The organism is Leyella stercorea, from assembly GCF_021531655.1.
In genome coordinates this window covers 1-19688 of record NZ_JADYUF010000053.1, presented here as the reverse complement: position 1 = coordinate 19688, position 19688 = coordinate 1, and the positions used below count along the sequence as shown (strand labels likewise).

The 19688-nt window shown below is 43.8% G+C and carries 24 protein-coding genes and 1 pseudogene; 5 read left to right on the top strand and 20 right to left on the bottom strand.

The genetic code is table 11. The annotated features are described in order from the left end of the window. Positions 1-249 precede the first annotated feature (249 nt). The gene (locus tag I6E49_RS12475; RefSeq protein WP_235402667.1) at positions 250-1152 is read right to left on the bottom strand and encodes a hypothetical protein; all 903 of its coding nucleotides are present in this window, start codon (positions 1150-1152) and stop codon (positions 250-252) included. 177 nt (positions 1153-1329) lie between these two features. Here I6E49_RS12475 and I6E49_RS12470 point away from each other — a divergent pair, with 177 nt between their 5' ends. Together I6E49_RS12470 and I6E49_RS12465 are read left to right on the top strand one after the other, a co-directional pair. Then, positions 1330-1707 carry a YraN family protein gene (locus I6E49_RS12470; RefSeq protein WP_235402665.1) on the top strand — a complete coding sequence of 126 codons (378 nt, stop codon included), beginning with the start codon at positions 1330-1332 and terminating at the stop codon, positions 1705-1707. A gap of 15 nt (positions 1708-1722) precedes the next feature. Beyond that, positions 1723-2304 (top strand): RNA polymerase sigma-70 factor, encoded by a 582-nt coding sequence (locus tag I6E49_RS12465; protein ID WP_235402662.1) that lies wholly within the window; start codon positions 1723-1725, stop codon positions 2302-2304. A gap of 239 nt (positions 2305-2543) precedes the next feature. Here I6E49_RS12465 and I6E49_RS12460 read toward each other — a convergent pair whose 3' ends face one another. From I6E49_RS12460 to I6E49_RS12440, 5 genes and pseudogenes are all read right to left on the bottom strand, one after another. After that, the gene (locus tag I6E49_RS12460) at positions 2544-3986 is read right to left on the bottom strand and encodes a sulfatase (protein WP_441006978.1); all 1443 of its coding nucleotides are present in this window, start codon (positions 3984-3986) and stop codon (positions 2544-2546) included. After that, positions 3986-5776 carry a RagB/SusD family nutrient uptake outer membrane protein gene (locus I6E49_RS12455; RefSeq protein WP_235402660.1) on the bottom strand — a complete coding sequence of 597 codons (1791 nt, stop codon included), beginning with the start codon at positions 5774-5776 and terminating at the stop codon, positions 3986-3988. Before I6E49_RS12455 ends, I6E49_RS12460 begins: the two co-directional genes overlap by 1 nt. A gap of 24 nt (positions 5777-5800) precedes the next feature. After that, positions 5801-6253 (bottom strand): annotated as a pseudogene (locus tag I6E49_RS12450) (SusC/RagA family protein); the annotation flags it as partial. Then, positions 6156-6773, bottom strand: a complete 618-nt coding sequence (locus tag I6E49_RS12445) for an STN domain-containing protein (RefSeq protein WP_235402669.1) — start codon at positions 6771-6773, stop codon at positions 6156-6158. The gene I6E49_RS12445 and the pseudogene I6E49_RS12450, both read right to left, overlap by 98 nt. 234 nt (positions 6774-7007) lie before the next feature. Continuing rightward, positions 7008-7931: a FecR family protein gene (locus I6E49_RS12440; protein ID WP_235402658.1), complete on the bottom strand. Its 924-nt coding sequence runs from the start codon at positions 7929-7931 to the stop codon at positions 7008-7010. Between the two features lie 340 nt (positions 7932-8271). Between I6E49_RS12440 and I6E49_RS12435 the strand changes: the two genes are divergently transcribed. After that, the gene (locus I6E49_RS12435; RefSeq protein ID WP_235402673.1) at positions 8272-8874 is read left to right on the top strand and encodes a hypothetical protein; all 603 of its coding nucleotides are present in this window, start codon (positions 8272-8274) and stop codon (positions 8872-8874) included. A 107-nt stretch (positions 8875-8981) separates the two neighbouring features. Here I6E49_RS12435 and I6E49_RS12430 read toward each other — a convergent pair whose 3' ends face one another. From I6E49_RS12430 to I6E49_RS12405, 6 genes are all read right to left on the bottom strand, one after another. After that, complete coding sequence (locus I6E49_RS12430) at positions 8982-10235, bottom strand: ATP-binding protein (protein WP_235402657.1); 1254 nt, start codon at positions 10233-10235, stop codon at positions 8982-8984. A 387-nt stretch (positions 10236-10622) separates the two neighbouring features. Then, the gene (locus tag I6E49_RS12425; RefSeq protein WP_235402656.1) at positions 10623-11261 is read right to left on the bottom strand and encodes a hypothetical protein; all 639 of its coding nucleotides are present in this window, start codon (positions 11259-11261) and stop codon (positions 10623-10625) included. A gap of 236 nt (positions 11262-11497) precedes the next feature. Further along, positions 11498-12940 (bottom strand): DNA (cytosine-5-)-methyltransferase, encoded by a 1443-nt coding sequence (gene dcm / locus I6E49_RS12420; RefSeq protein ID WP_235402655.1) that lies wholly within the window; start codon positions 12938-12940, stop codon positions 11498-11500. Positions 12941-13006: 66 nt separating this feature from the next. After that, positions 13007-14389, bottom strand: coding sequence for a hypothetical protein (locus I6E49_RS12415; RefSeq protein ID WP_235402654.1), 1383 nt, complete (start codon positions 14387-14389; stop codon positions 13007-13009). Positions 14390-14589: 200 nt separating this feature from the next. After that, the gene (locus tag I6E49_RS12410) at positions 14590-14805 is read right to left on the bottom strand and encodes a hypothetical protein (protein WP_235402653.1); all 216 of its coding nucleotides are present in this window, start codon (positions 14803-14805) and stop codon (positions 14590-14592) included. Positions 14806-14984: 179 nt separating this feature from the next. Further along, a complete protein-coding gene (locus tag I6E49_RS12405; protein WP_235402652.1) occupies positions 14985-15533 on the bottom strand; it encodes a hypothetical protein in 549 nt (182 codons plus the stop codon). Between the two features lie 176 nt (positions 15534-15709). Here I6E49_RS12405 and I6E49_RS12400 point away from each other — a divergent pair, with 176 nt between their 5' ends. Continuing rightward, the gene (locus I6E49_RS12400; protein WP_235402651.1) at positions 15710-15991 is read left to right on the top strand and encodes a helix-turn-helix domain-containing protein; all 282 of its coding nucleotides are present in this window, start codon (positions 15710-15712) and stop codon (positions 15989-15991) included. A gap of 38 nt (positions 15992-16029) precedes the next feature. Beyond that, complete coding sequence (locus I6E49_RS12395; RefSeq protein ID WP_235402649.1) at positions 16030-16320, top strand: helix-turn-helix domain-containing protein; 291 nt, start codon at positions 16030-16032, stop codon at positions 16318-16320. On the opposite strand, the gene I6E49_RS12390 is transcribed toward I6E49_RS12395, so the two are convergent. The 8 genes from I6E49_RS12390 to I6E49_RS12355 all read right to left on the bottom strand — a co-directional run bounded on the left by I6E49_RS12390 (position 16317) and on the right by I6E49_RS12355 (position 19593). Next, a complete protein-coding gene (locus I6E49_RS12390) occupies positions 16317-16520 on the bottom strand; it encodes a hypothetical protein (protein ID WP_235402647.1) in 204 nt (67 codons plus the stop codon). The genes I6E49_RS12395 and I6E49_RS12390 overlap by 4 nt on opposite strands. Before the next feature lie 29 nt (positions 16521-16549). Then, positions 16550-16999 carry a hypothetical protein gene (locus I6E49_RS12385; RefSeq protein ID WP_235402646.1) on the bottom strand — a complete coding sequence of 150 codons (450 nt, stop codon included), beginning with the start codon at positions 16997-16999 and terminating at the stop codon, positions 16550-16552. A 2-nt stretch (positions 17000-17001) separates the two neighbouring features. Continuing rightward, positions 17002-17469 (bottom strand): hypothetical protein, encoded by a 468-nt coding sequence (locus tag I6E49_RS12380; protein WP_235402645.1) that lies wholly within the window; start codon positions 17467-17469, stop codon positions 17002-17004. Then, positions 17444-17980, bottom strand: coding sequence for a hypothetical protein (locus I6E49_RS12375; protein ID WP_235402644.1), 537 nt, complete (start codon positions 17978-17980; stop codon positions 17444-17446). The genes I6E49_RS12380 and I6E49_RS12375 overlap by 26 nt, the downstream gene beginning before the upstream one ends. Positions 17981-17999: 19 nt before the next feature. Next, positions 18000-18359: a hypothetical protein gene (locus I6E49_RS12370; RefSeq protein WP_235402643.1), complete on the bottom strand. Its 360-nt coding sequence runs from the start codon at positions 18357-18359 to the stop codon at positions 18000-18002. A gap of 21 nt (positions 18360-18380) precedes the next feature. Next, positions 18381-18584, bottom strand: coding sequence for a hypothetical protein (locus I6E49_RS12365; RefSeq protein ID WP_235402642.1), 204 nt, complete (start codon positions 18582-18584; stop codon positions 18381-18383). 13 nt (positions 18585-18597) lie between these two features. Continuing rightward, positions 18598-18927, bottom strand: a complete 330-nt coding sequence (locus I6E49_RS12360; protein ID WP_235402641.1) for a sigma factor — start codon at positions 18925-18927, stop codon at positions 18598-18600. 312 nt (positions 18928-19239) lie between these two features. After that, positions 19240-19593, bottom strand: a complete 354-nt coding sequence (locus I6E49_RS12355) for a hypothetical protein (RefSeq protein ID WP_235402639.1) — start codon at positions 19591-19593, stop codon at positions 19240-19242. Positions 19594-19688: the final 95 nt, after the last annotated feature.

The window sequence follows — 19688 nt, the reverse complement described above, 5'->3', positions numbered from 1 at the left end:
TCACACCAATAGCACGAATAAGGGACAATGAAGATTTGTGAGATTAGTGTGATTCGTGGTGAATGCAATTCATATATACCACCACTAATCACACCAATAGCACGAATAAGGGACAATGAAGATTTGTGAGATTAGTGTGATTCGTGGTGAATGCAATTCATATATACCACCACTAATCACACCAATAGCACGAATAAGGAACAATGAAGATTCGTGAGATTCGTGTGATTCGTGGTGAAAAAGAATTAATTAGCGCTGAGTATCAACCTTCACAACCGTGATATACGAAATCGGACGACCATCTTTTTGAGCTGACACCATAAGACGTATTTGTCCGTCCTTGATACGACGGTCGGCCTTGACCGTAGCAGTATAGCGCAGACCTTGACCCGGCATGATACTCTCTACACGAACACTCGGCGAGATATAAATGCGCTTGTTGGCATCAGCCTCAAGGACCGAGGGCTGAAAGTTGTAGATAGGCGACTGAGTGTTGTTGTAAATCTCGAACACCACGCGTCCTATCTCACCCCCATTAAGCCTTCCATCGCCATCAGTATCGGTGAAGCGAACGTTCTTTATCGTCAGTCTACCGCCAGTTGCAGCCGACGCAATAGCCTCAACACGACTCGATTCGATTGAAGGCTGACCCTCAGCCACATTATTCCGTACACTATTTTGATTGGTTTGCGGCGTTACACCGAAGTCTATGCGGTCATCGCCCGAATTGGAATGGTCAACCATATCATTCGGATTGAAGTTATCGTTAGCGTTGCCGTAAGCATAACTGTCGTTGTCGTAAGCGCGATTGTTGTTGCCATAAGCGTAAGTATCGTCACCATACACTCGCGGCGAGCCTTGCTGACGCTTCTGTTGTTGTATGCGCTCATTGCGACGCGACAGAATCTCATGCTGCTCCTGACGCTGCTGACGCTCAGAAGCATCGCCTATAGCACTGCCTACAACAGCACCGCCTGCCATTCCGATAATAGTGCCGATGTCGCTACCCCTCGGACCGCCTGCTATACCGCCAATAGCCGAACCCAATATGGAGCCAAGCGAGCCTCCGGCATAAGCTCCCGCCCCGGCCCCCGTGGTACAACTGCTCACCATAAGCACCGCACTAATGGCCAAGACTATAGATTTTTTCATACCAATATCCTCCCTAATTGTTTTAAGTGTATATCATTCGTTTGTTGCAAATATAAATATTTCTGACAAAAAAGGCAATATATTTACTATAAAAGAAATATAAATCGGTCAGAGAATATCCCAAATAGGCATTTTTATACTACCTTTGCAACATAAATACCTAATACATTACAAGTAATGGCACGTCACAACGAACTCGGAAAATGGGGCGAACAGTATGCTGCCGACTATCTGCAGAGCATTGGCTACGACATTATTGAACGTGACTGGCGCATCGGACACCGCGACATCGACATCATTGCACGCACTGGCGATGGCACAACGGTAGTGTTTGTTGAGGTGAAAACCCGCACAAGCGACGTAGTGACAAAACCCGACGATGCCGTAGACATAAAGAAAATACGCAACATCGGCTATGCAGCCAACAATTATATCAAGACTAAAGGCATTGTCGACGAGGTGCGTTTCGACATTATCAGCATAATTGGCAACAATAAAGAAAACGCCCAACTGGAACATATCATCGAAGCATTCAATCCGTGCTTGGCATACTAAAAGCGAATAACTAATATGAACGACAAACAATCAACATACGACAGTATGATGCAACGCGTAGCGGAATACGACGACGAGGATGCATTCAAGTACATCTTCGATGACCTCTATGCGCCTTTGTGCTTGTACGCACGCCGTATGGTGCCGCCGGGCGCAGCCGAAGACATTGCGCAGGAGGTGTTTGTAGCTCTATGGGAAAACCGCAACGACATCATAATCGAGACTTCGCTGAAGGGCTGGCTGCTTACAGGCACGCGCAACCGATGCCTCAACTACATCAAACGCCAAGCTGTTCGCAACCGCTACAATTCGTATGCCGCAGCCAATATCAACATTGAAGTGCGGCCCGACGACCTGCTCGGCGTTAGCGAACTGGAACAACGGCTCGAACAAACGCTTGCCAATATGCGCGAAGAGTGGCGCGTGGCTTTCGTAATGAGCCATATGAAACATGCCAAGACTGCTGAAATCGCACAGCATCTGGGCGTATCGGAAAGGTCGGTGGAGCGTTTCCGCAAGAAGGCGATGGAAATAATTGAACACGAAATGAAAGATTTCGCACCGCTGATTATTACGCTTGCAAGTATTGCACAATAAAAACAGCAATACACATTTATTATATATTGAACTTCCACAAGTTCAGAGAATTCAGTAGTTAAAGGAGTTAAGAAGTCAAGCCAAATGCTTATAATGCTATATCAAGCAAAAAAACTAATGGCTTAAATCCTTAGCGACCGTAGGGCGCGAAAGTTTCCTTGAGCTTCGCGAAAAACTCCTTAACTTCTTAACTACTTTCGCAAGCGAAGGTTCAGTTATATATATAAGAACACGATTGCTTATTTGCCCCACTTTTTGCGGAAAGCAAACTTCTTAATCTTCTTCATATCCTTGCTCATCCGGCTCACCGTAGGCGCATAATCGGCATTGCCCGACACATTAGCGTTCTCGTCGCGGTCGGCATTATGGTCGAAAAGCATCGTGTTTCCGGACTTCTGCCACTCGGCATAGTTGTATCGTTGGTCCTGCAGATTGTCGCCTCCCTGCCACTGAACGTACACTTCACGCTTCACGCTGCGCGACGGATTGCGCAGAATCGGGGTGAGACTCTTGCCGTCGAGCTGCTGTTTGGGAGCGTCAATGCCGCAAAGATCGCATATAGTAGGATAAATATCAACCAACTCAACCATCGACTTGCTCACGCCCTTAGCCATTCCCGGCACTCGCACCATAAGCGGAACGCGTGTAGCTGTAGTCATAAGATTGTGCTTACCCACAAATCCGTGCTCGCCAAGATTCCATCCGTGGTCGCCGAATACGATGACTATGGTGTTGTCAGCCATTCCCAATCGGTCGAGCTCGTCCATAAGCTGGCCGAACAAAGCGTCAACATAGCTCACGCAAGCGTAATATCCAGTCTTGACAAGGCGCAAGAACTCCTGGTTGTCGGGGGTGCTTACGCTGGCATAAGCGTTAATCTCGCCTGAGTTCTGCACCTCGGGTGGCAGTCCCGTCGGGCGATACTGATTGGCAGCCATGGGCACAGCGGGATACATATCCCAATACTTCTTGGGTGCGCAGAAGGGCAAGTGAGGCTTCCAGAAGCCGCAAGCCAGAAAGAAAGGCTTGCCCATATCGCGCAGACGGCGCAAGTCTGTCAGTGTCTTTGCAAGCACATGGCCGTCGTCGTAAGCACTGTCGGGCACGTCGGCAGACTCGCAGAAGGGTCCGCGCATTGTACGCGGATTGATGTGTTTGCCCGATTCGCTGTTCAGCCATAGTTCCCAGCGGTTGTACTCAGCCCAATATACATCGTAACCATCGGGATGCCAGCGCCAAGGAGATTCGCTCCAAGAGTCGGCATGGTCCTCGATGTGGTGCATTATCTTGCCGTTCGACACGGTGTGGTAGCCATGCGAGGTGAGCCAACCGGAAATAGGTATGGCGTCAGGAGCATCAACGCTCGCCTTGCATGTATAGTCGATGAAGCGTGTAGGATAATTGGGATACATTCCGGTGAGCACACTTGCACGCGAAGCACCGCTTACCGGTGCATTGCAGAAGGCGTTGTCGAAGAGAACAGCACCCTTGGCGAAGCGGTCGAAGTTAGGAGTATGGATATCCTTAACGCCATAGCATCCCATTTCGGGACGCAAGTCGTCGGCCATAACGAGAAGCACGTTCATGTGCTTCTTATTTGCAGCTTTGGCATGTGCCGCAGCAGCCTGCATTGAAGCTGCCGTGACACATGCCATATAGAATAATGTCTTGCTGTTCATCATTATTTATTTGATTTGCTCCACTCCGGGTTTTGCTCAAGATTCTTGTTGAGTGCCAACTCCTCAAGAGGCAGCGGATAGAGGTAGTAGTAGTCCTTCCATCCTGTAGGCTGACCGTAGTAGTAGACATAACCCTCATTGCTGTTGGCTCCGCCAGTTACCTTCACCTTGTCGGCTGATGCGTTGTTCACCCAAACACCGGTAGGCTGGCGGTCTACGTAGTTGCCTTTGTGCCAGCGACGCAAGTCGTCGAGACGACGGCCTTCGCCCATGAACTCTACACGACGTTCACGACGTATCTCCCAAAGTACTGGGTCGACATCGGCATCGCGCTTCGGATCGAAGTCGGCTGTAATGTCAGCCACACGCATGTCGGCAACATGTGCACGCTTGCGCAGCTTGTTGATGGTCTGATCGGCAACGCTCTGGTCGAAGCGACCGAGTTCGAACATAGCCTCAGCATAGTCGAGCATGACCTCCTCGATGCGGAAGAGCGGAGCGTCGGTGGTACATACACCGTTGGCATTGCTTGCATCGGTGTGGGTGTTGTAGTATTTCCACACCCAGAATCCCATTTGCGAAGCGTTCCAAGCCTGTCCCTTGTTGTTTGTGCGGAAGTGCGGCTGCAGGCTGCAAACGAATCCCTTGAAGTTGCTTGTAGGCAGACGGTGATAGGTTTCGCCCGAAATGCCGGCCATAAGGTCGATGTACTCGCGGTCCTGTGCATTGCCGGTATGGCTCCAAGTAGTCTTGTTGGATGCCACATTCACCTTGTACGGCGGACAGACGGTGAGATAAAGACGATAGTCGCGCGAGCGGAACTGCTCGTAAACGTCGTGTCCGTTGCCTGTGTAAGGACGACCGTCGGCACACAGATAGCTGTCTACTGCATCGCGTGTGGCCTCGATGTTCGACTCAGCCGTACGCACCATACGTGTCAGTCCATGGCAGAGCTGGCTGGTGGCGTAGTGCTTGTAGAGTATGATACCAGGCTGCTTGGCAAGGTTTTCAGAGTTGAACACCTCGTCGTAGCGTTCCATTATGGTAGGATAGGCAGCCAGAAGTTCGGGCGCTACACGTACACATTCCTGCAGATACTTCTCGGCATCAGCCATATTGTGATACTTGCGCCATGTGCCTTCAAACAGACAGAAGCGCGAGATGAGTGCCTGCACAACGGCACGGTTGACGGTATTGTCGCCATCGCCGGCAGGCTTGATGTTGGCCTCAGCCCACTTCAGGTCGTTCAGGATGTTTTCTGCCACCTCGTTGCGCGGTGTGCGTGCGCCGTACAGGGCAGGGTCGTTGTCGGGAAGTACATGGTCTACCCATGGAATGTCGCCGAACTTCGACATCATCAGGAAATACTTGTACGAACGGAAGAACAGTCCCACGCTGCGCCAGTGGTTCTTGTCGGCTTCATTCATCTGCGATCCGGCAATGCCATCGAGCATCAGATTGACAGTACGGATGTAGCTGTAGTCCCAGTCAGACGATTGCGACTCGGCCTTAACCTTGCCGTAAGCCCACTTGTTTTCGTTGCCTGCGGGACCTTTGAGCATATTGTCCGACTCGTAGTCGCCCTGGAATACGGCATCAGTCTGACCCGTTCCATACGAATATCCAAAGAACACGTTGTACAGACCCCACGAGTATGTCTTGAAATTGTCGTACGTCGTGAAGACTGATTCTTCGGTCTGCTGGTTCTTAGGGTAGACGTTCATGAAGTCGTTGTTGAGACACGACGTGAGCATCGCAGCAGCCGCAATATATATTAGAAATCTCTTCTTCATAGTTTTTTTAGGTTTTTAGTAGAGTTAGAGGGTTACGTTCACACCGAACGAGAACTGGCGCATATACGGATAGGTGAATCCGCGCGAGCCGTAATCGCTTGTAACGACACGCTCGGCATCCACGCCCTTGGGCAGATGGTCGAATGTGCAGAGGTTCTCACCGCTTACGAACACGGCAGCACGGCTCAGTCCGATGTGCTTAAGCCATGTGCGTGGCAGGGCATACGTCAGTGTTATGTTCTTGATTGTAAGGTAAGCGCCGTTGAGCAGATAGCGTGTCTGTGTGAGAGTATTGGCCTTTGTGTTGCCTGCCGATTCCTTGTACAGACGCGGATAGAATGCGTCGGTGCGCTCCGGTGTCCAGTAGTCGATCTGGTTGCTATAGAGTGTCGACCACGGGTCGTATATAGGATAGGTCAATTCGTTCATAAGCCAAAGGTCGCGCTTGCCCACTCCCTGCAGAATAAACGACAGAGAGACGGTTGCCAAGCACGTCGTCCATCTTCACACTGCTTACGGCTCCGGTCAGGTTGGCCTTCTTCTGTGTGCCGTAGCCCACAACTACGATTTCGCCAAGCGACTCGGTGTTTTCGCGCAAGATGATGTTGGCGGCATCGGCTGCCTTCACCTCCATGTCCTTGAATCCTATGTATGAAACGACGAGTGTGGCGTTGGGCGATGCCGTAAGCTGATAGTTGCCGTCGATGTCGGTAACGGCTCCGGTCTTAGTACCCTTCACAAACACGCTCGCACCGATAATGGGTTCGCCCGTAGAGTCGAGCACACGACCCTTGATGATGCTGCCCTTGGGCTGCTGTTGCTGTCGTGCGGCAGCCTGCTGGTGGCGTGCGAGCACTATCTGATTGCCCGAGAAGCTATAGCTTATGCCCGTACCTGCGAGCATCTTGGCAAGCGCATCCTTCAAGGGCACGTCCTTCAGACTGGAATTGACGTGCTGCTTGGTGTTGATGTTGTCGGTAGACAGCAGGAATGTCATGTTGCATTGGTGCTCAATCTGGCTCATAGCCTGTTCAAGAGTACCTCCCTTGACGGTGATTCTTGCACTTGTGTTCTGAGCCATTGCTCCACACGGAGTGGCAAGGCCAAGCATGAGCGATGCTGCCAGAGCCGCGGGCAGGTGTGTCCACAGCCTCTGACGCGAATGTACATTCATCCGATTGTCTTGTCTCATAGTAATGTAATTTTTGGATTTAGGTTTATATATTATGTTTTAGTTTTTAGCTTTGCTGCTGTATATGTCTATGCGGTTGTGTCCGCCGGGCGTTGTCGTGGCGGTCCATCGTATCGGTGTGACGAGGCGGATGTCGGCGAGTATCTGTTCGAGACTCTCGCTGGCGAACGTGGCGCGTATCTTGCGGCGCATCAGGCTGCTGTCGTGCAATACGATTTGGGTGTTGTATCTGCGTTCCACCTGCTCAAACACTTTGCCGAGCGGCATATTACGGAACACGAGACGCCCAGTCTTCCACGATCCGTACTCCTCTATGTCCACGCGACTGAGTGTCCACGAATGGTTGCGGCGGTCGTACACCACCTGCTCGTTGGGCTTGAGCCGCTCCAGTGTGTTGCCGTCGTGCATCACGTCGATGGCTCCGCGCTCGAGCGTCATCTCTACGTTGTCGCTGTCGTCGTACGAACATACGTTGAAGCGTGTGCCGTGTGCCATCACCCGCAGTCCGCCGTCAAGGCAGACGTTGAAGGGATGCTGGCGGTCGGAACTGACGCTGAAGAATGCCTCACCCTTAAGGTTGACCGTGCGTTCGCGGCTGTCGAAGGTCTGCGGATAGGTAAGGCGGCTATCCGAATTGAGCCACACTTCCGAGCTGTCGGGCAACATCACGCGTGCCGTTGTGCCTGCCGGGGCTGTCACTTCCACCATTGCTGTGGCCGAAGGGTGGCTGCGGTCGTGGGTGTACATATAATATAAGGTGGCGGTGGACATGATGAGCGGCAACACAAGCACGGCTGCTGCACGGCTGAACATAGTGGCTGCTGCACGGCGCAGACGGTTGCTGCGCACCTTATGGCGCACATTCCTGTAGGCAGCCTGGGTGTCGATGCTGCGCATTTCCGTAAGTCGGCTGGATATGTCGGAGGCTTCTGTCCAAAGCCTTTGCATGTCGTTGTCTGTCATTTCTATTCAGGTCTTTATACTACAATGACAACCTTGCAGCGAAAAAGCGACACAAAAAATGAAGTTTTTTTTAATTCAACATTCAACATTTAACATTCAACATTTAAAAAGGAGTCCTTTTGCATTCCAAAACGAGTCCTTTTGCAACTCAAAAGGAGTCCTTTTACACTCCAAAACGAGTCCTTTTGCACTCCAAAAGGAGTCCTTTTGAAAAATCCCCCCGTATCTTTAGGGGAAACCATACTGCGCTTTATGGTTTTCCCCTTGTTTCGCAATCGGGAAAGCACTATCTTTGCAGCATAAACAATAAAACAGTAATAACCCTTAAACTATTTGGATTATGAAACGTACATTATTGGCAATTGTAGCCGCATTCGTGATGATAACATCAGCCAATGCACAGCGACTCACAGATATTCAGACAGAAGCCCGCTTCATCACCGACAAGATGATTGTGGAGCTGGGACTGAACAGTGCTCAGCGCAACAGCCTCCTGAACATCAATCTCAACTATCTCGACGGCATACGCAGCTATCGCGACATCGACGCCTACGGATGGCACTACCGCAACAGGCAGCTCAAGCGCATGCTCAACGCCCGACAGTGGAAGCGGTTCAAGGAGGCTTACTACTTCTACCACCCCATCGGCTGGAACAACAACACTTACATATACAACATATACAACAAGTATCCCAAGCACAACTATCGTCCCAACCACCCTCACCCGCACTATTACGGCAAGCCGTACAAGTACGACAAGAAGTGGAAGCACGACAAGAAACGCTACGAGAAAGAATACAAGCACGACAAGAAGCGCTACGACCGCGACTACAAGTACGACAAGCACTACAAGCACGGCAAGCGCGAGTTCGACAACAACTCACGCAAGACCAATACATGGCGAGAGAAAGTGAGAAGAGACATGAAGAACGGTGGATTATAAAGCAATTGAAACCATAAAAAAGCGGTATAGAAATTTCTTTACGAAATCTCTATACCGCTTATATTTTTGTGCTCTAAGCAGGCACGAAGAAAAGACAATGCTATACACTACTCTGTAAATGATGGGTTCAAAAGGAAATCATAAATGCTGACTATTTGTATACCCTTTTCGTCACTCCATGTTTTTGTATGTTCCCCCACTACTATTATTTTTCGGAATGAATCATCTACAAGTTTCAGAGAACGTTTCTCTTGCTCCATCTTTTCCTCATCTGGCATTTTGTAGGCAGACTGGATATAGATACGCTCACAACCTTTGTTACAAACAAAATCGACTTCAAGTGTTACACGTTGCTGTTTGCCTGCCTTATTCCTAACACGATGAAAGATATTGCCAACATCAACAAGCCAGCCACGCATACGCATTTCATTGTAAATGACATTCTCCATAATATGCGTTGTCTCGTTTTGGCGGAATGAAAGAATCGCATTGCGTAAACCTATGTCTTGATAATAGTATTTGCAAAGAGCGCCAATATACTTTCTTCCTTTGATGTCATACCGTTCAGACTTCTCTATCAGGAATGAGTCTTGCATATATCCCAAATACATGGAAATGGTCTTAACACTGATACCTTGTACCTTACTGACAAACTTGAATGTATTTGCTATATTCTGCGCATTAACTGGTGCACCGATACTTGATGCCACTGTCTTTGAGAGTTCTTCAAATTCAGCTTTCATTTCTATCGGATTTCTCTCGTAGATGTCTCTAAGATACACAGTGCGATACAGACGACGCAAAAAGTCAGCTTTTTTGTCGTCACCAACTTGTGTGAGAAGTTGTGGCAGACCTCCAAACATCAGATATTCAGCCCATCCTTCTTCCTTTGAACTTTCATAAACAGACATAAACTCTGCAAACGACAAAGGCCAAACATGAATTTCATCACCTCTGCCACGGAACTCCGTAACCACGTCTGATGAAAGAAAGCGAGAGTTTGAGCCAGTGACATATACATCCGTTCCTTCTGTCACCGATAATGTTGAAAGAACCTCAACAAAGTCATTGACTTCCTGCACTTCATCAATGATAATATAATAAGTAGAGTCGTCCTTCATTTCTTTTTCAACCCAATCAAGCAAAAAATCTGGGTCTTTAAAGTTTTTGTTCTTACGACTTTCCATATCAATGATTATGATATGGTCTTCTGTAACTCCCTCATTAAGCAAATGCTGGCGAAAGAGTTTCTTTAGCAGGAAAGACTTGCCAGAACGGCGTAGTCCAGTGACTATTTTTATCAGTCCATTCTCTTTTGAACGTACTAATTGGTCTATATATTTACTTCTGTTTACTATCATATTATTCTAAAAATTGTCACTTGTGACAAAATCCGGAAGCAAAGGTAATGCTTTTTATCTGAAAATGAGTATAATATGCTTTTTTTGATGTTTGGAATAATCACTTGTCTGCAAAATCTCCATATTCTAATCAATCAAAACCTACAAAGACCTAAAAAGCGGTATAGAAATTTCTTTACGAAATCTCTATACCGCTTATATTTTTGTGCTTTAAGCTGGCGCGCAGCCAACTCATAGCTGTTAGTATTCGTCCTCGTTGAAGAGGAACAAGGCGTATTGAGTATCAAGTGATTATATTGCCGTGTCAACCTTTTCGATCACTTTATTTCGTAGTGAAAGACCGTAAAAGGCGGAGCAACACGCACAAATGGTCATTCTGAATAACTATCAATCTTCCAACAATATTCTATTCTCATTGTTAGCTAGATAGTCTTTCAAGTCTTTGATTGTCTTTATATTCTCGCGTGACAAAAACTTTGAAAGCATGTCATTGGCATACTCGAATATATTGCCCCAACCGACACCTACTTCATAGTTGCATGCAGCATATTTGCTGAGATACATTTCTACCTCAAACCTCGCATACATGTTAACTATAACCGTAAATAACTTATATTCCTTAGGAGCACCCCAACAATCACACGGATACCCTTTTCTGTATTCAAGGATATTCTCGAACTCTTCATCTGTTGTTTCATCGTCCATAAAATCAGGGATATACATGAACTCTTCATCTGTTTCTATAGTCGTTATTTCATCGGAGTCTGAAACAATGAGGGCAAGTAATTCGTCTTTGTTGTCACTCTTATCACTCAACAATTCGTCGAGTACCATTTCTTGAAAAGGTTCTTCATCTTCCCAAAAACACTCATCTATAAACAGATTGACATAATCCGTTTCAAGTTTATCACTATGCTTGTCATACCATGCAGAGAAATCAGGCTCTATTTCTTCGGCTGTTTCACCAAACATCTCAGCTAAGTCCGCATAGTCCATCTCACTATAATAATCGTATGCATCACCCATAGGATAACATAACTCTACTGAGAATTCATCTTCATTATTATTGCATTTGACCTTTACGTCTACTCTGATGTCAGTACCATAGAATCCACCATAGTCAACAAGTTTGATGTCGAGTGTAGTTACATCGAATGTATATTCCTTACCGTTTATTTTTTTGTTATATTGCTCATATTCTTCTTGTTTTTATTTTAATGTAGAGACCATTTGCGTGGTCTCCACAAAGTTACACATTTTGTTTATTGATTCTTTTTGTTAGCTCGCTGTCGTTTATGATATTCACGGCTTTTACGACGTATTTCTTCTTTATGTTTTTCATAATACCTACGTTGACTTTCTCGTTTCCTTGCAGCTCTCAATTCTTCTGGAGACGTTTCGTAGACATCATCAAAAGAGTCTGGAAATTGCTCTATGATAGCGGAAAAGATAGCGGTCAACACATTCACCACGATTGAGTTTCCAACTCTACCATATAGAGAATAGTCCGAAGTCTTGCATTTACGACCTTCTATGGTCATAAGTCTCGTTATCTGTTCTTCTGTATAACATTCTTTCTCTAATGTTTCGTAAGGATTCAATATTCTATTGATGTAGAATTGTTCAACACCCATAAATCGGAAACATTCATCAGGAGTAAGTCGCCTAATTCTGAGATACTGGCCATCTTTAAGGCTGTTTATTAATTTTAAGATGCGCTCCCTGTCAGCACATTCTCTTTCAGCCTTAACTTGTTGACATGATACCTTTTGACTTTTTAGGCTCTGAGGTTGCAAACCTTTCTTGCCTGTCCAAACTTCTATAACGCATGGTGCTTTTTCTCTTCGGCATCCTGTCAATGATGTAAGATTGCCGCCTTGAATACTTGTCATTAGTGTCGGGATAGCACCATTCTTACATAATGGAGACACCATGACGGAAATACGCTTGTCTAATTGAGAAGTCAGAATTTTAGTCGGATAACCGGCACTCGCATCTATAGAACTTGTGTATCCATATGTCGCATTCTTGATAAGGTCTACAAAGGTATCTGTCTCTTCCTTGCTGAGATAATAGTCATCATCAACTCTGTCTGAAAGCAGTGTCTCAGGTTTGGGCATTTCCTGTAACTTACTTGGCCATTCAAAATTAAAATCCTCATCTTTGTCTATTCTCTTAGAAATTAAGAACACCCTTCGTCTGTTCTGTGGTATTCCGAAATCTGCTGCACAAAGGACTTTGAATACACTCTTGTAACCATAGCTTGAAATTGTTCTCGTCCATAACAAATAGTCATTCATAAATTTAGGGTCAAGCAGTCCTTCCACATTCTCCAAGATTAGCCATTTCGGGCGTTTTACTGCAATGGCTCTCTCTACTTCCCATATCAACGAAGACTTAGTTTCTGAATCTTTCTCTATACCGCCATGTGCCCCAGCTCGACTAACACTCTGACATGGACTAGAATAGAAAAGTATATCGAAATCCGAGACTTTGTCCCAATCAATTTCTCTTACATCTGGATAACATCTGTCTGCATATTCAGGAAATGCAAGATTATGTACAAGTCGGGCAGCTTTGTCAATTTCGCACCAACCAACAAGTTCTGCTTTGAAACGGTTGTTAAATTTCTTTACGGCATTAAGAAGTCCCATCATCTGAGACTCATACCCACTGAAAAGGGTGAACATCGTTATGTTTTTCATCTGTTTTATTTGTTTTTAGTGACTGTTTGAAAACCATTCCTGATTTTCAAACAGTCGGATTAATAATTAGGCAGCCATCTTGAACGATGAACTGACGAAAGTTTCAATAGAGGTCAAATCAACTACACTTGAAATAAGTTGGCGTGTTTTATCTGACAGCGCAGCACATATAATAAGTTTTGCAATGGTTGTACGCACATCTTTTCTGAGTGTGTCATTGTCCGTATAGTCACTTACATTCATCTCTTCTGAAATATCTGAAATAGTCTTGAATATCATCAGGTTGTTGTTTTGTGTTACTGTTACTACATTATTGGTCAGTGACTTGACTTCCGAATCAAGTGTTGACCCTTTCATATTCAAATAGAATAACGTGTCTTCTGATGGTTTTGCATAAGTCATAATAGTGGAGGTGACTGCTTGTACAATATCATTGAATGTCTGACGCCCATAATCATTTATTATCGTAATCTCTCGTTTTGTATGTGTTGTTTCGTCTGTCATCTTTTTCGATTTCTTCTCAGAAACTTCAAGAAGCATCTTCTGTCCTCGGTCATACATATCAATAATGGCATCTTCCAGTTTATTATAATTGAGTTTGCCCGGTGTTTTTCTCCAAGTGTTTGATCCGTCAAACAAAGAATCATATAACTTGCAATGTGCAGCACAATAAAGCAAGTCATCGTGCATACTGCAATGAGTATCGTCAGTTGACCTGCCGGAAGCCAGTCTCTTTGTTACGGTTATCATTCGTTTTGAGACTTTATGTATAGCCTTCATGAATGTTTCGTTATCTGCATCTTTATAAGCAATGGCGGTCTCTTGTACTATTTTCGCCATATTTTGAGCAGACTCCTTTGAAAGACACAAGAATTTGACATTATCTTCGGTAAGGATGTTCTTGTCTATGAAGATGCTTGCATTGAAATTGATAAGGTCTGCATCTTCCGAATTAGTGAAAGACACCTTGTTTGTTGTGACTGTTCTGTTGCTTGTTGTAATTTCTGTATGTTTCATAGCATTAATATTAGTTTGAAAAAATGATTTGTTGTGTTCGTCTGTAATAGTTGCGAGATATGAGGTGCCATTACCATTATATATGGAGAACTTTATTTTTCCGTTTCTTTTGGGTTCACCATTAAATATCGGTACATGATCTGGACCTGTAACGATGAACGACATTCTACTTCCATATATTCCTTGTTTTAATCGAGTCTCACATTCCCGTAATGCATAATGATAGGCAGAGTCAATATTTTCGTAGTATCTACATGTTCCTTCTTGCCCTAATCGGATATATGAGAAATATCCGTTTTCGTAATTCATAAACTTAGAGACATTCTCCTTCTCATTATCAATAGAGTCTGATGAAAGTCTCATAGAGTCAGACCCTCCCTTAATTGTCGCAGAACCATCCAACACTTGACTCTGCATGTTATTACTTTCCATTGTTATAATCTTTATTTTGTGGCTCGTTCAAAACAATTAAGGAGAGTGTGCACCCTACTCCATAATTGTTTTTACTTAAGCCTAGTGAATAATCTGATTGCCGCAGACAATATAAATCTATTATGCGGCATTTTAATGCAACTCATTGTGTGCATATATAATAAGGTGTACAACAAGAGGGACACCTCTAACCTCTTCGCTTAAAACAAAGCGTTTTCTTTTACTGGCTCTTGAGGCAACAATTCGACATAATAGCCTTTCTTCACGAGATGCCCGCGTCCATTCTTAAGGTATTGTTTTAAATACGAGTATTCTACACCTAAAAAGATTGCAGCCTTGCGTCTTGACTCAAATACCAATTTTTCACCTGTCATGTCTGAAACTAGGGCAACAGGCATAATTTTATTTTTTCCCATATTTATATTTTAATTTGAAGATGTACTTAAAGGAGACATCTTACACCCTTCCATTGCTGGATAAATTATTATATAATAATTACGAGTCTCTACATCACTAAAATTTAAAACTCATTTTTCATTATCATCGCTTATTATAAAAGCGATGATAAAAGTTTATTTTTTCTCCAACTTTTTTATTAGAGAAGGAATTGATTAATGTCCATGAAGTATCTTTCGTAGATATTACGGACTGTTTCCATCTTTTTTTGAACAATAAGCTTCCACACGCCTTTACTTCCCCCTTCATAGAGCTTGATACCTCTCAGAAAGTCTGGATACTTTAAGAGAATTGTTTCGATGGTGGTATTATCGCGACAAGACTTCATGTAAACATCGATACCACCGACCTTACTTATCTCTGTTCTGAACTTTCTCCAACAAATCTGGCGTTTAGGTTCTTCATCTACGATTGTCACCTTATTAATATTAGGGGTGGTATTTGTTGATGTTGTTGTCTCGGGGGTTGTTGGGGTGGAAGTCTCTGGCTTTACATGAGACCTCTCCACCGAACTTATCTTCTTCAACTTTCGCAACTTTCGACCTTCACCAGTTTTGAAATAAACATAAACTTCACCAGAGTGTTTACGACATCTTACAACTACCTTATCAAGAATCTCCTCATCACACTCTACCAAAACTGTGGCCTTCTTACGAACCACCAACATTTTCTTTACATACTTCTTCATAATTTTAAAATTTTAAATTAATAAAATATTTTATCTAACTCTTTTTCTCTTGTATTGAGTCTTGATGAAAAAGTTTAGAATTTGCATAAAAAAGTTCAAAAAAAATTACAAATCAGCTTCAACAATAGACTTATTATCCAACTTCCTATACAAGCCAAAATTTAATTTTTGAGTAGATGAAAGAATATTATAAGAAAGTAGATAATGAAACTATCAATAAGCTGATGGCAAGCTTGGAAGAAAACGAAAAAGCAATTCGAGATATGAATGGAAAAAGAGGTTTGACCATATACACCAACCACGAAATCTGCGATGTACTTGGCATAAACGAGAAGCTATTACGTAAATATCGCTATAATGATTTGCTGTCCTATAGCAAATGTGGTGATAAGTATTGGTACACCCAAACAGACATTGATGAATTTATGGCAAACAACAAACGTGAAGCATTTTGCTAATACGCATTATTATATATTTAGAACTAACTTTAAAAATTATGACAGAAAAGAAAGAGATGCTGCTTATTGAAAAGACACAATGGGAAGCCATTGTGTCGAAAGTCAGAGACTTAACTCTAAAAGTCTCTATGCTCAAAGATAAATGTGTTACTCAACCGCAATATTACAACAATAAAGAATTGTGTAAAGTGCTTGGTGTTGAAGAACGGCTTATACAAAAATACAGAGAGCAAGGATTGCTCGCCTATTCAAAAATTGGTGATAAGTACTGGTACAGCCAACAGGATGTCTTAGACTTTTTAGAAAAGACTCGACATCCTGCTTTTTAGAAGATCTTGAAATCCTTGTCAAACAAGTTGGATATTGGTTTGAATAGTCTGCACAGGATAAGTCCGACGACTATCAAGCCTATACGCACTAATGCAGAGCCGCTCATCGTCAATCCGAGCCAAACAAGGTACAGCGGCGAACACATAGCGGCTATGGTTATCAGCATCATTAGTGATGCAAAGAATGTTTTAATGCCCATGTCTCTATTTTTTTATCTTTTTCAATGGTTTAAGGAACAACAATGTAGTCGCTCGGCAAGCCGTGGAAATACTTGCGGTAGGCATCGTTGGTGGTATAGATGTCGCCTTCTTTGTCTTCCGTGATGAAATATACTTTCAGGTCTTTATAGTGATTTTCAACCAGAATCTTGAAATCAGTGATGAATGCGACTTCCTCTGCTTCTATTTCGAGAACTTCGTTTTTAAGGTCACAATGGAGTATGTTGCCACAAAGATTGCTCTCGCCATAGTCTATGCCGAGAGCTAAAATGATGTTGCCTTCCCAACCTGGCTCCTCGTCATCTTCCATAGCGGGGCGTTTCTTGTCGGCAAATTCCTTGTAGAGATTGTATATTTCTTGAAGGTTCTCTTGTCTGCCCTCTATTTTATATACCACTCTTATCCAATGCAACTGTGACTTGACAAAAGTCTCCCAATCTATTGTTATGTCTTCTTCCATCTCTAATCAATTTTAAAGTTGTACAATGGTCGCAGACTGTCGCCTACAATCTCAAAAGCCACAATGTCGTGAGCGTACTCGTTGCTTCCCACTTTAGCAGAGAGGAAGAACACGTAGGAGCGATTGCCGTATTCATCGTCAAGGCTCACTATCTTCTGCACTTCATGGTGGCTGTAATCATCATTAGGGTGAGCAAGTCGTAGTAAGGGGCGATGCTCCTCATGCTGCTCGCCGTCTTCTGATTTGAATTTTACCACACAGTCAATGTCTGGTGCTGTTCCACCTTCGCCGGTGTCATGCCAAATGGCTGTCACGAGACTGTCGTCAGAGACTATTGTATGGTAAATCTCGGTAGAGTCAGACATACTTGAACTCTTATCGAGACTTGTATCGGAAGACTTGTTCAAACATGAAGAGCATATAGACAATGCCAACAAGGCTATGCTACAAAGCTGGAGTATCCTTTTCACATTCCTCATAGTTTCCATTAGACATATATGCCCGTTTTAATTTTTCGTCTTCAAAATCACTCGTAAACATACATTCTGCCAAAACCTCACCATCCTCTGCGTATTCGGGGTCGAACACAAGTCCAGGGAGAGCAAGCGGTTCTTCTTGTCCATATATGTACGAACCGATATAGACGTATTCCTTGGAAGGCTCTACCTTATCTTTATCTAAAAATACATCTCTTTCGCGTGCAAAATCAGAGTACTCATCATCGTATCCTTCGAAATCGTTTAATTCCCACACAAAGCAAAGCTCGTACATCAAGCATTCGAAGAAGAAACGTTCGTTGTTTGCTTCAACAAAGTGGCTATGCGTATCCTCTTGATAAAACATAGGATATAACTTCGGCTCAAACATCCAATTCTGACTTACTTCTTTGACAGTTTCCAAAATTTGCTCTTTAATGTGCTTGCTCCAAAGGCTGGTAACGTGATAGGCGTTGTCTTTCTTTACTTTCAGATATATTCTCATTTTCTTTTCGTTTAGACCTTTATTTTGATGGAGGAAAAATTTGGTTGATAACAACTTCATTGTCGTAATCAAGATATGCCCCGTCTATGTCATGACCTATTGACATAAATTCATCACTCTCTACCCATCCTCCTATGCTCAATCGCTCGCTGGTTTCCTGATAGTAAGCATCCATTATCTTCTCATGGAGGTTAGGAGCTTTTTCCTTTAACCAAGGGTCAAACTTTTCCCAATAGTCTTCTTCCTCCATGCCTTTGAGAATGGTGTCTTGGGCTTCTTTCCATAACGTAAGGAGATTATCTGCTTCTTCGTCAGAGAGTTTGACGGTAGTACCGTCATTATTTCCATTCAAATATATTTCTGCGTTAATCTCTTTCATTGTCTGTGATATAGTTTAACTTTATGATTGATGACTTGCGATCCACTCTTTTGCGAGTGTGGTGGCAAAGTCGTAGAAGTCTTTCTGATGAACATCCGACCATAGTTCTTCATTGGTTTGAAGATACTCCTGCAGTTGTTCTCTCAGCTCTTGGTCCTCTGTCCTTTCAAGAACCACTCTGATTAGTGTAAGCGCACGGATGTCACCCAAATCTTTACGTATCATATTCTTTTGTCGTTTAGTTGTTTTCTTTTTTGCGGATCTCTTGCAGAATAGCTTCGCGCATCCACCATACGGCATACGAAGCAAATTTGAAGCCACGCGACTTGTCGAACTTATGACTGGCACGTATCATTCCGTAACGACTGGCAGCAATAAGTTCTTCCTTAGACAGACCCTTGTCAACATACTGCTTTGCAACAGCCTTGACAAAGACAGAACCGAGTTCTGCCAATTCGTTCTCAGCATTGGAGTCGCCCTGCTGGATGAGGTCGATAAGACGCAAAGCCTCATCGTTGTTAATGATAGGCTTCTTTTCACTGTTTGTTGTAGAATTGTTGTTCATCATGTCTTTAATGTTTTTAGTTGTCGCGCGACAATTTACCCTGTTTTTCTGAAATAAAAAAATCAGACCATAGAAAATCAACAAAAAATTAACTTTTTGTTGCAATCATATCTTATTCAAAGATACTGAATATGGCTTGGATAATCCAGCCAATAATCATAAAGACGAGTTGTATGAGACTTATCAGTATGTAGCCGCCAAACACAACTATCAAGATTCCACATAGAAAGAGAAACATGTCTCATGTCTTTTAAAAGTTTTGCCTACTCCCTTTCCAGCGTTTCGGCTTCCTCTGTTATTATCTTGACAACTGCATCATCGTAAATCAACCTTATACTCATTGAAATAGATGAAGCCGTCCTTCCAATGCTCACAGTTCCACTTGTGGATGTCATCAACAGTAAGAGTGTCACGTTTCAAGACATGTGTGAAATAGGCTAATGCCTCATCCATACTGTTGAACCGCTCGTAACCACACAAAACTGGCTCTTTCAAATGAAAGTCCACACTGACGCGTGTCGGGAAATATTTCCCCTCTGCATCATTTGTTGCATAAGTCTCATCGCAATAACTTTCCACCATATAGTATATGGTCATACCTTCATAGTGGCTTTCAAGCGGATGTCGGAAGTCTGCCGTCACCCAATCTTCCTCGGCTTCAATACTCAATGAATTATCTACGAACTCACATTTTACTCAAGTTTCGGATTTAGACTTTGAGGTTGAATTTATTGTATAAAAAAGGCTTTGAGTATTTCCGTATG

Excerpts from the sequence above, each read along its gene's own strand:
- I6E49_RS12430 (WP_235402657.1), bottom strand. The coding sequence starts at position 10,235 with ATGATAGTAAACAGAAGTAAATATATAGACCAATTAGTACGTTCAAAA.
- I6E49_RS12360 (WP_235402641.1), bottom strand. The coding sequence starts at position 18,927 with ATGATGAACAACAATTCTACAACAAACAGTGAAAAGAAGCCTATCATT.
- dcm (WP_235402655.1), bottom strand. The coding sequence starts at position 12,940 with ATGAAAAACATAACGATGTTCACCCTTTTCAGTGGGTATGAGTCTCAG.
- I6E49_RS12475 (WP_235402667.1), bottom strand. The coding sequence starts at position 1,152 with ATGAAAAAATCTATAGTCTTGGCCATTAGTGCGGTGCTTATGGTGAGC.
- I6E49_RS12440 (WP_235402658.1), bottom strand. The coding sequence starts at position 7,931 with ATGACAGACAACGACATGCAAAGGCTTTGGACAGAAGCCTCCGACATA.
- I6E49_RS12370 (WP_235402643.1), bottom strand. The coding sequence starts at position 18,359 with ATGAAAGAGATTAACGCAGAAATATATTTGAATGGAAATAATGACGGT.
- I6E49_RS12385 (WP_235402646.1), bottom strand. The coding sequence starts at position 16,999 with ATGGAAGAAGACATAACAATAGATTGGGAGACTTTTGTCAAGTCACAG.
- I6E49_RS12395 (WP_235402649.1), top strand. The coding sequence starts at position 16,030 with ATGACAGAAAAGAAAGAGATGCTGCTTATTGAAAAGACACAATGGGAA.
- I6E49_RS12445 (WP_235402669.1), bottom strand. The coding sequence starts at position 6,773 with ATGACATTCCTGCTGTCTACCGACAACATCAACACCAAGCAGCACGTC.
- I6E49_RS12400 (WP_235402651.1), top strand. The coding sequence starts at position 15,710 with ATGAAAGAATATTATAAGAAAGTAGATAATGAAACTATCAATAAGCTG.
- I6E49_RS12405 (WP_235402652.1), bottom strand. The coding sequence starts at position 15,533 with ATGAAGAAGTATGTAAAGAAAATGTTGGTGGTTCGTAAGAAGGCCACA.
- I6E49_RS12410 (WP_235402653.1), bottom strand. The coding sequence starts at position 14,805 with ATGGGAAAAAATAAAATTATGCCTGTTGCCCTAGTTTCAGACATGACA.
- I6E49_RS12375 (WP_235402644.1), bottom strand. The coding sequence starts at position 17,980 with ATGAGAATATATCTGAAAGTAAAGAAAGACAACGCCTATCACGTTACC.
- I6E49_RS12455 (WP_235402660.1), bottom strand. The coding sequence starts at position 5,776 with ATGAAGAAGAGATTTCTAATATATATTGCGGCTGCTGCGATGCTCACG.
- I6E49_RS12390 (WP_235402647.1), bottom strand. The coding sequence starts at position 16,520 with ATGGGCATTAAAACATTCTTTGCATCACTAATGATGCTGATAACCATA.
- I6E49_RS12365 (WP_235402642.1), bottom strand. The coding sequence starts at position 18,584 with ATGATACGTAAAGATTTGGGTGACATCCGTGCGCTTACACTAATCAGA.
- I6E49_RS12435 (WP_235402673.1), top strand. The coding sequence starts at position 8,272 with ATGAAACGTACATTATTGGCAATTGTAGCCGCATTCGTGATGATAACA.
- I6E49_RS12415 (WP_235402654.1), bottom strand. The coding sequence starts at position 14,389 with ATGGAAAGTAATAACATGCAGAGTCAAGTGTTGGATGGTTCTGCGACA.
- I6E49_RS12465 (WP_235402662.1), top strand. The coding sequence starts at position 1,723 with ATGAACGACAAACAATCAACATACGACAGTATGATGCAACGCGTAGCG.
- I6E49_RS12470 (WP_235402665.1), top strand. The coding sequence starts at position 1,330 with ATGGCACGTCACAACGAACTCGGAAAATGGGGCGAACAGTATGCTGCC.
- I6E49_RS12460 (WP_441006978.1), bottom strand. The coding sequence starts at position 3,986 with ATGATGAACAGCAAGACATTATTCTATATGGCATGTGTCACGGCAGCT.
- I6E49_RS12425 (WP_235402656.1), bottom strand. The coding sequence starts at position 11,261 with ATGGGTGATGCATACGATTATTATAGTGAGATGGACTATGCGGACTTA.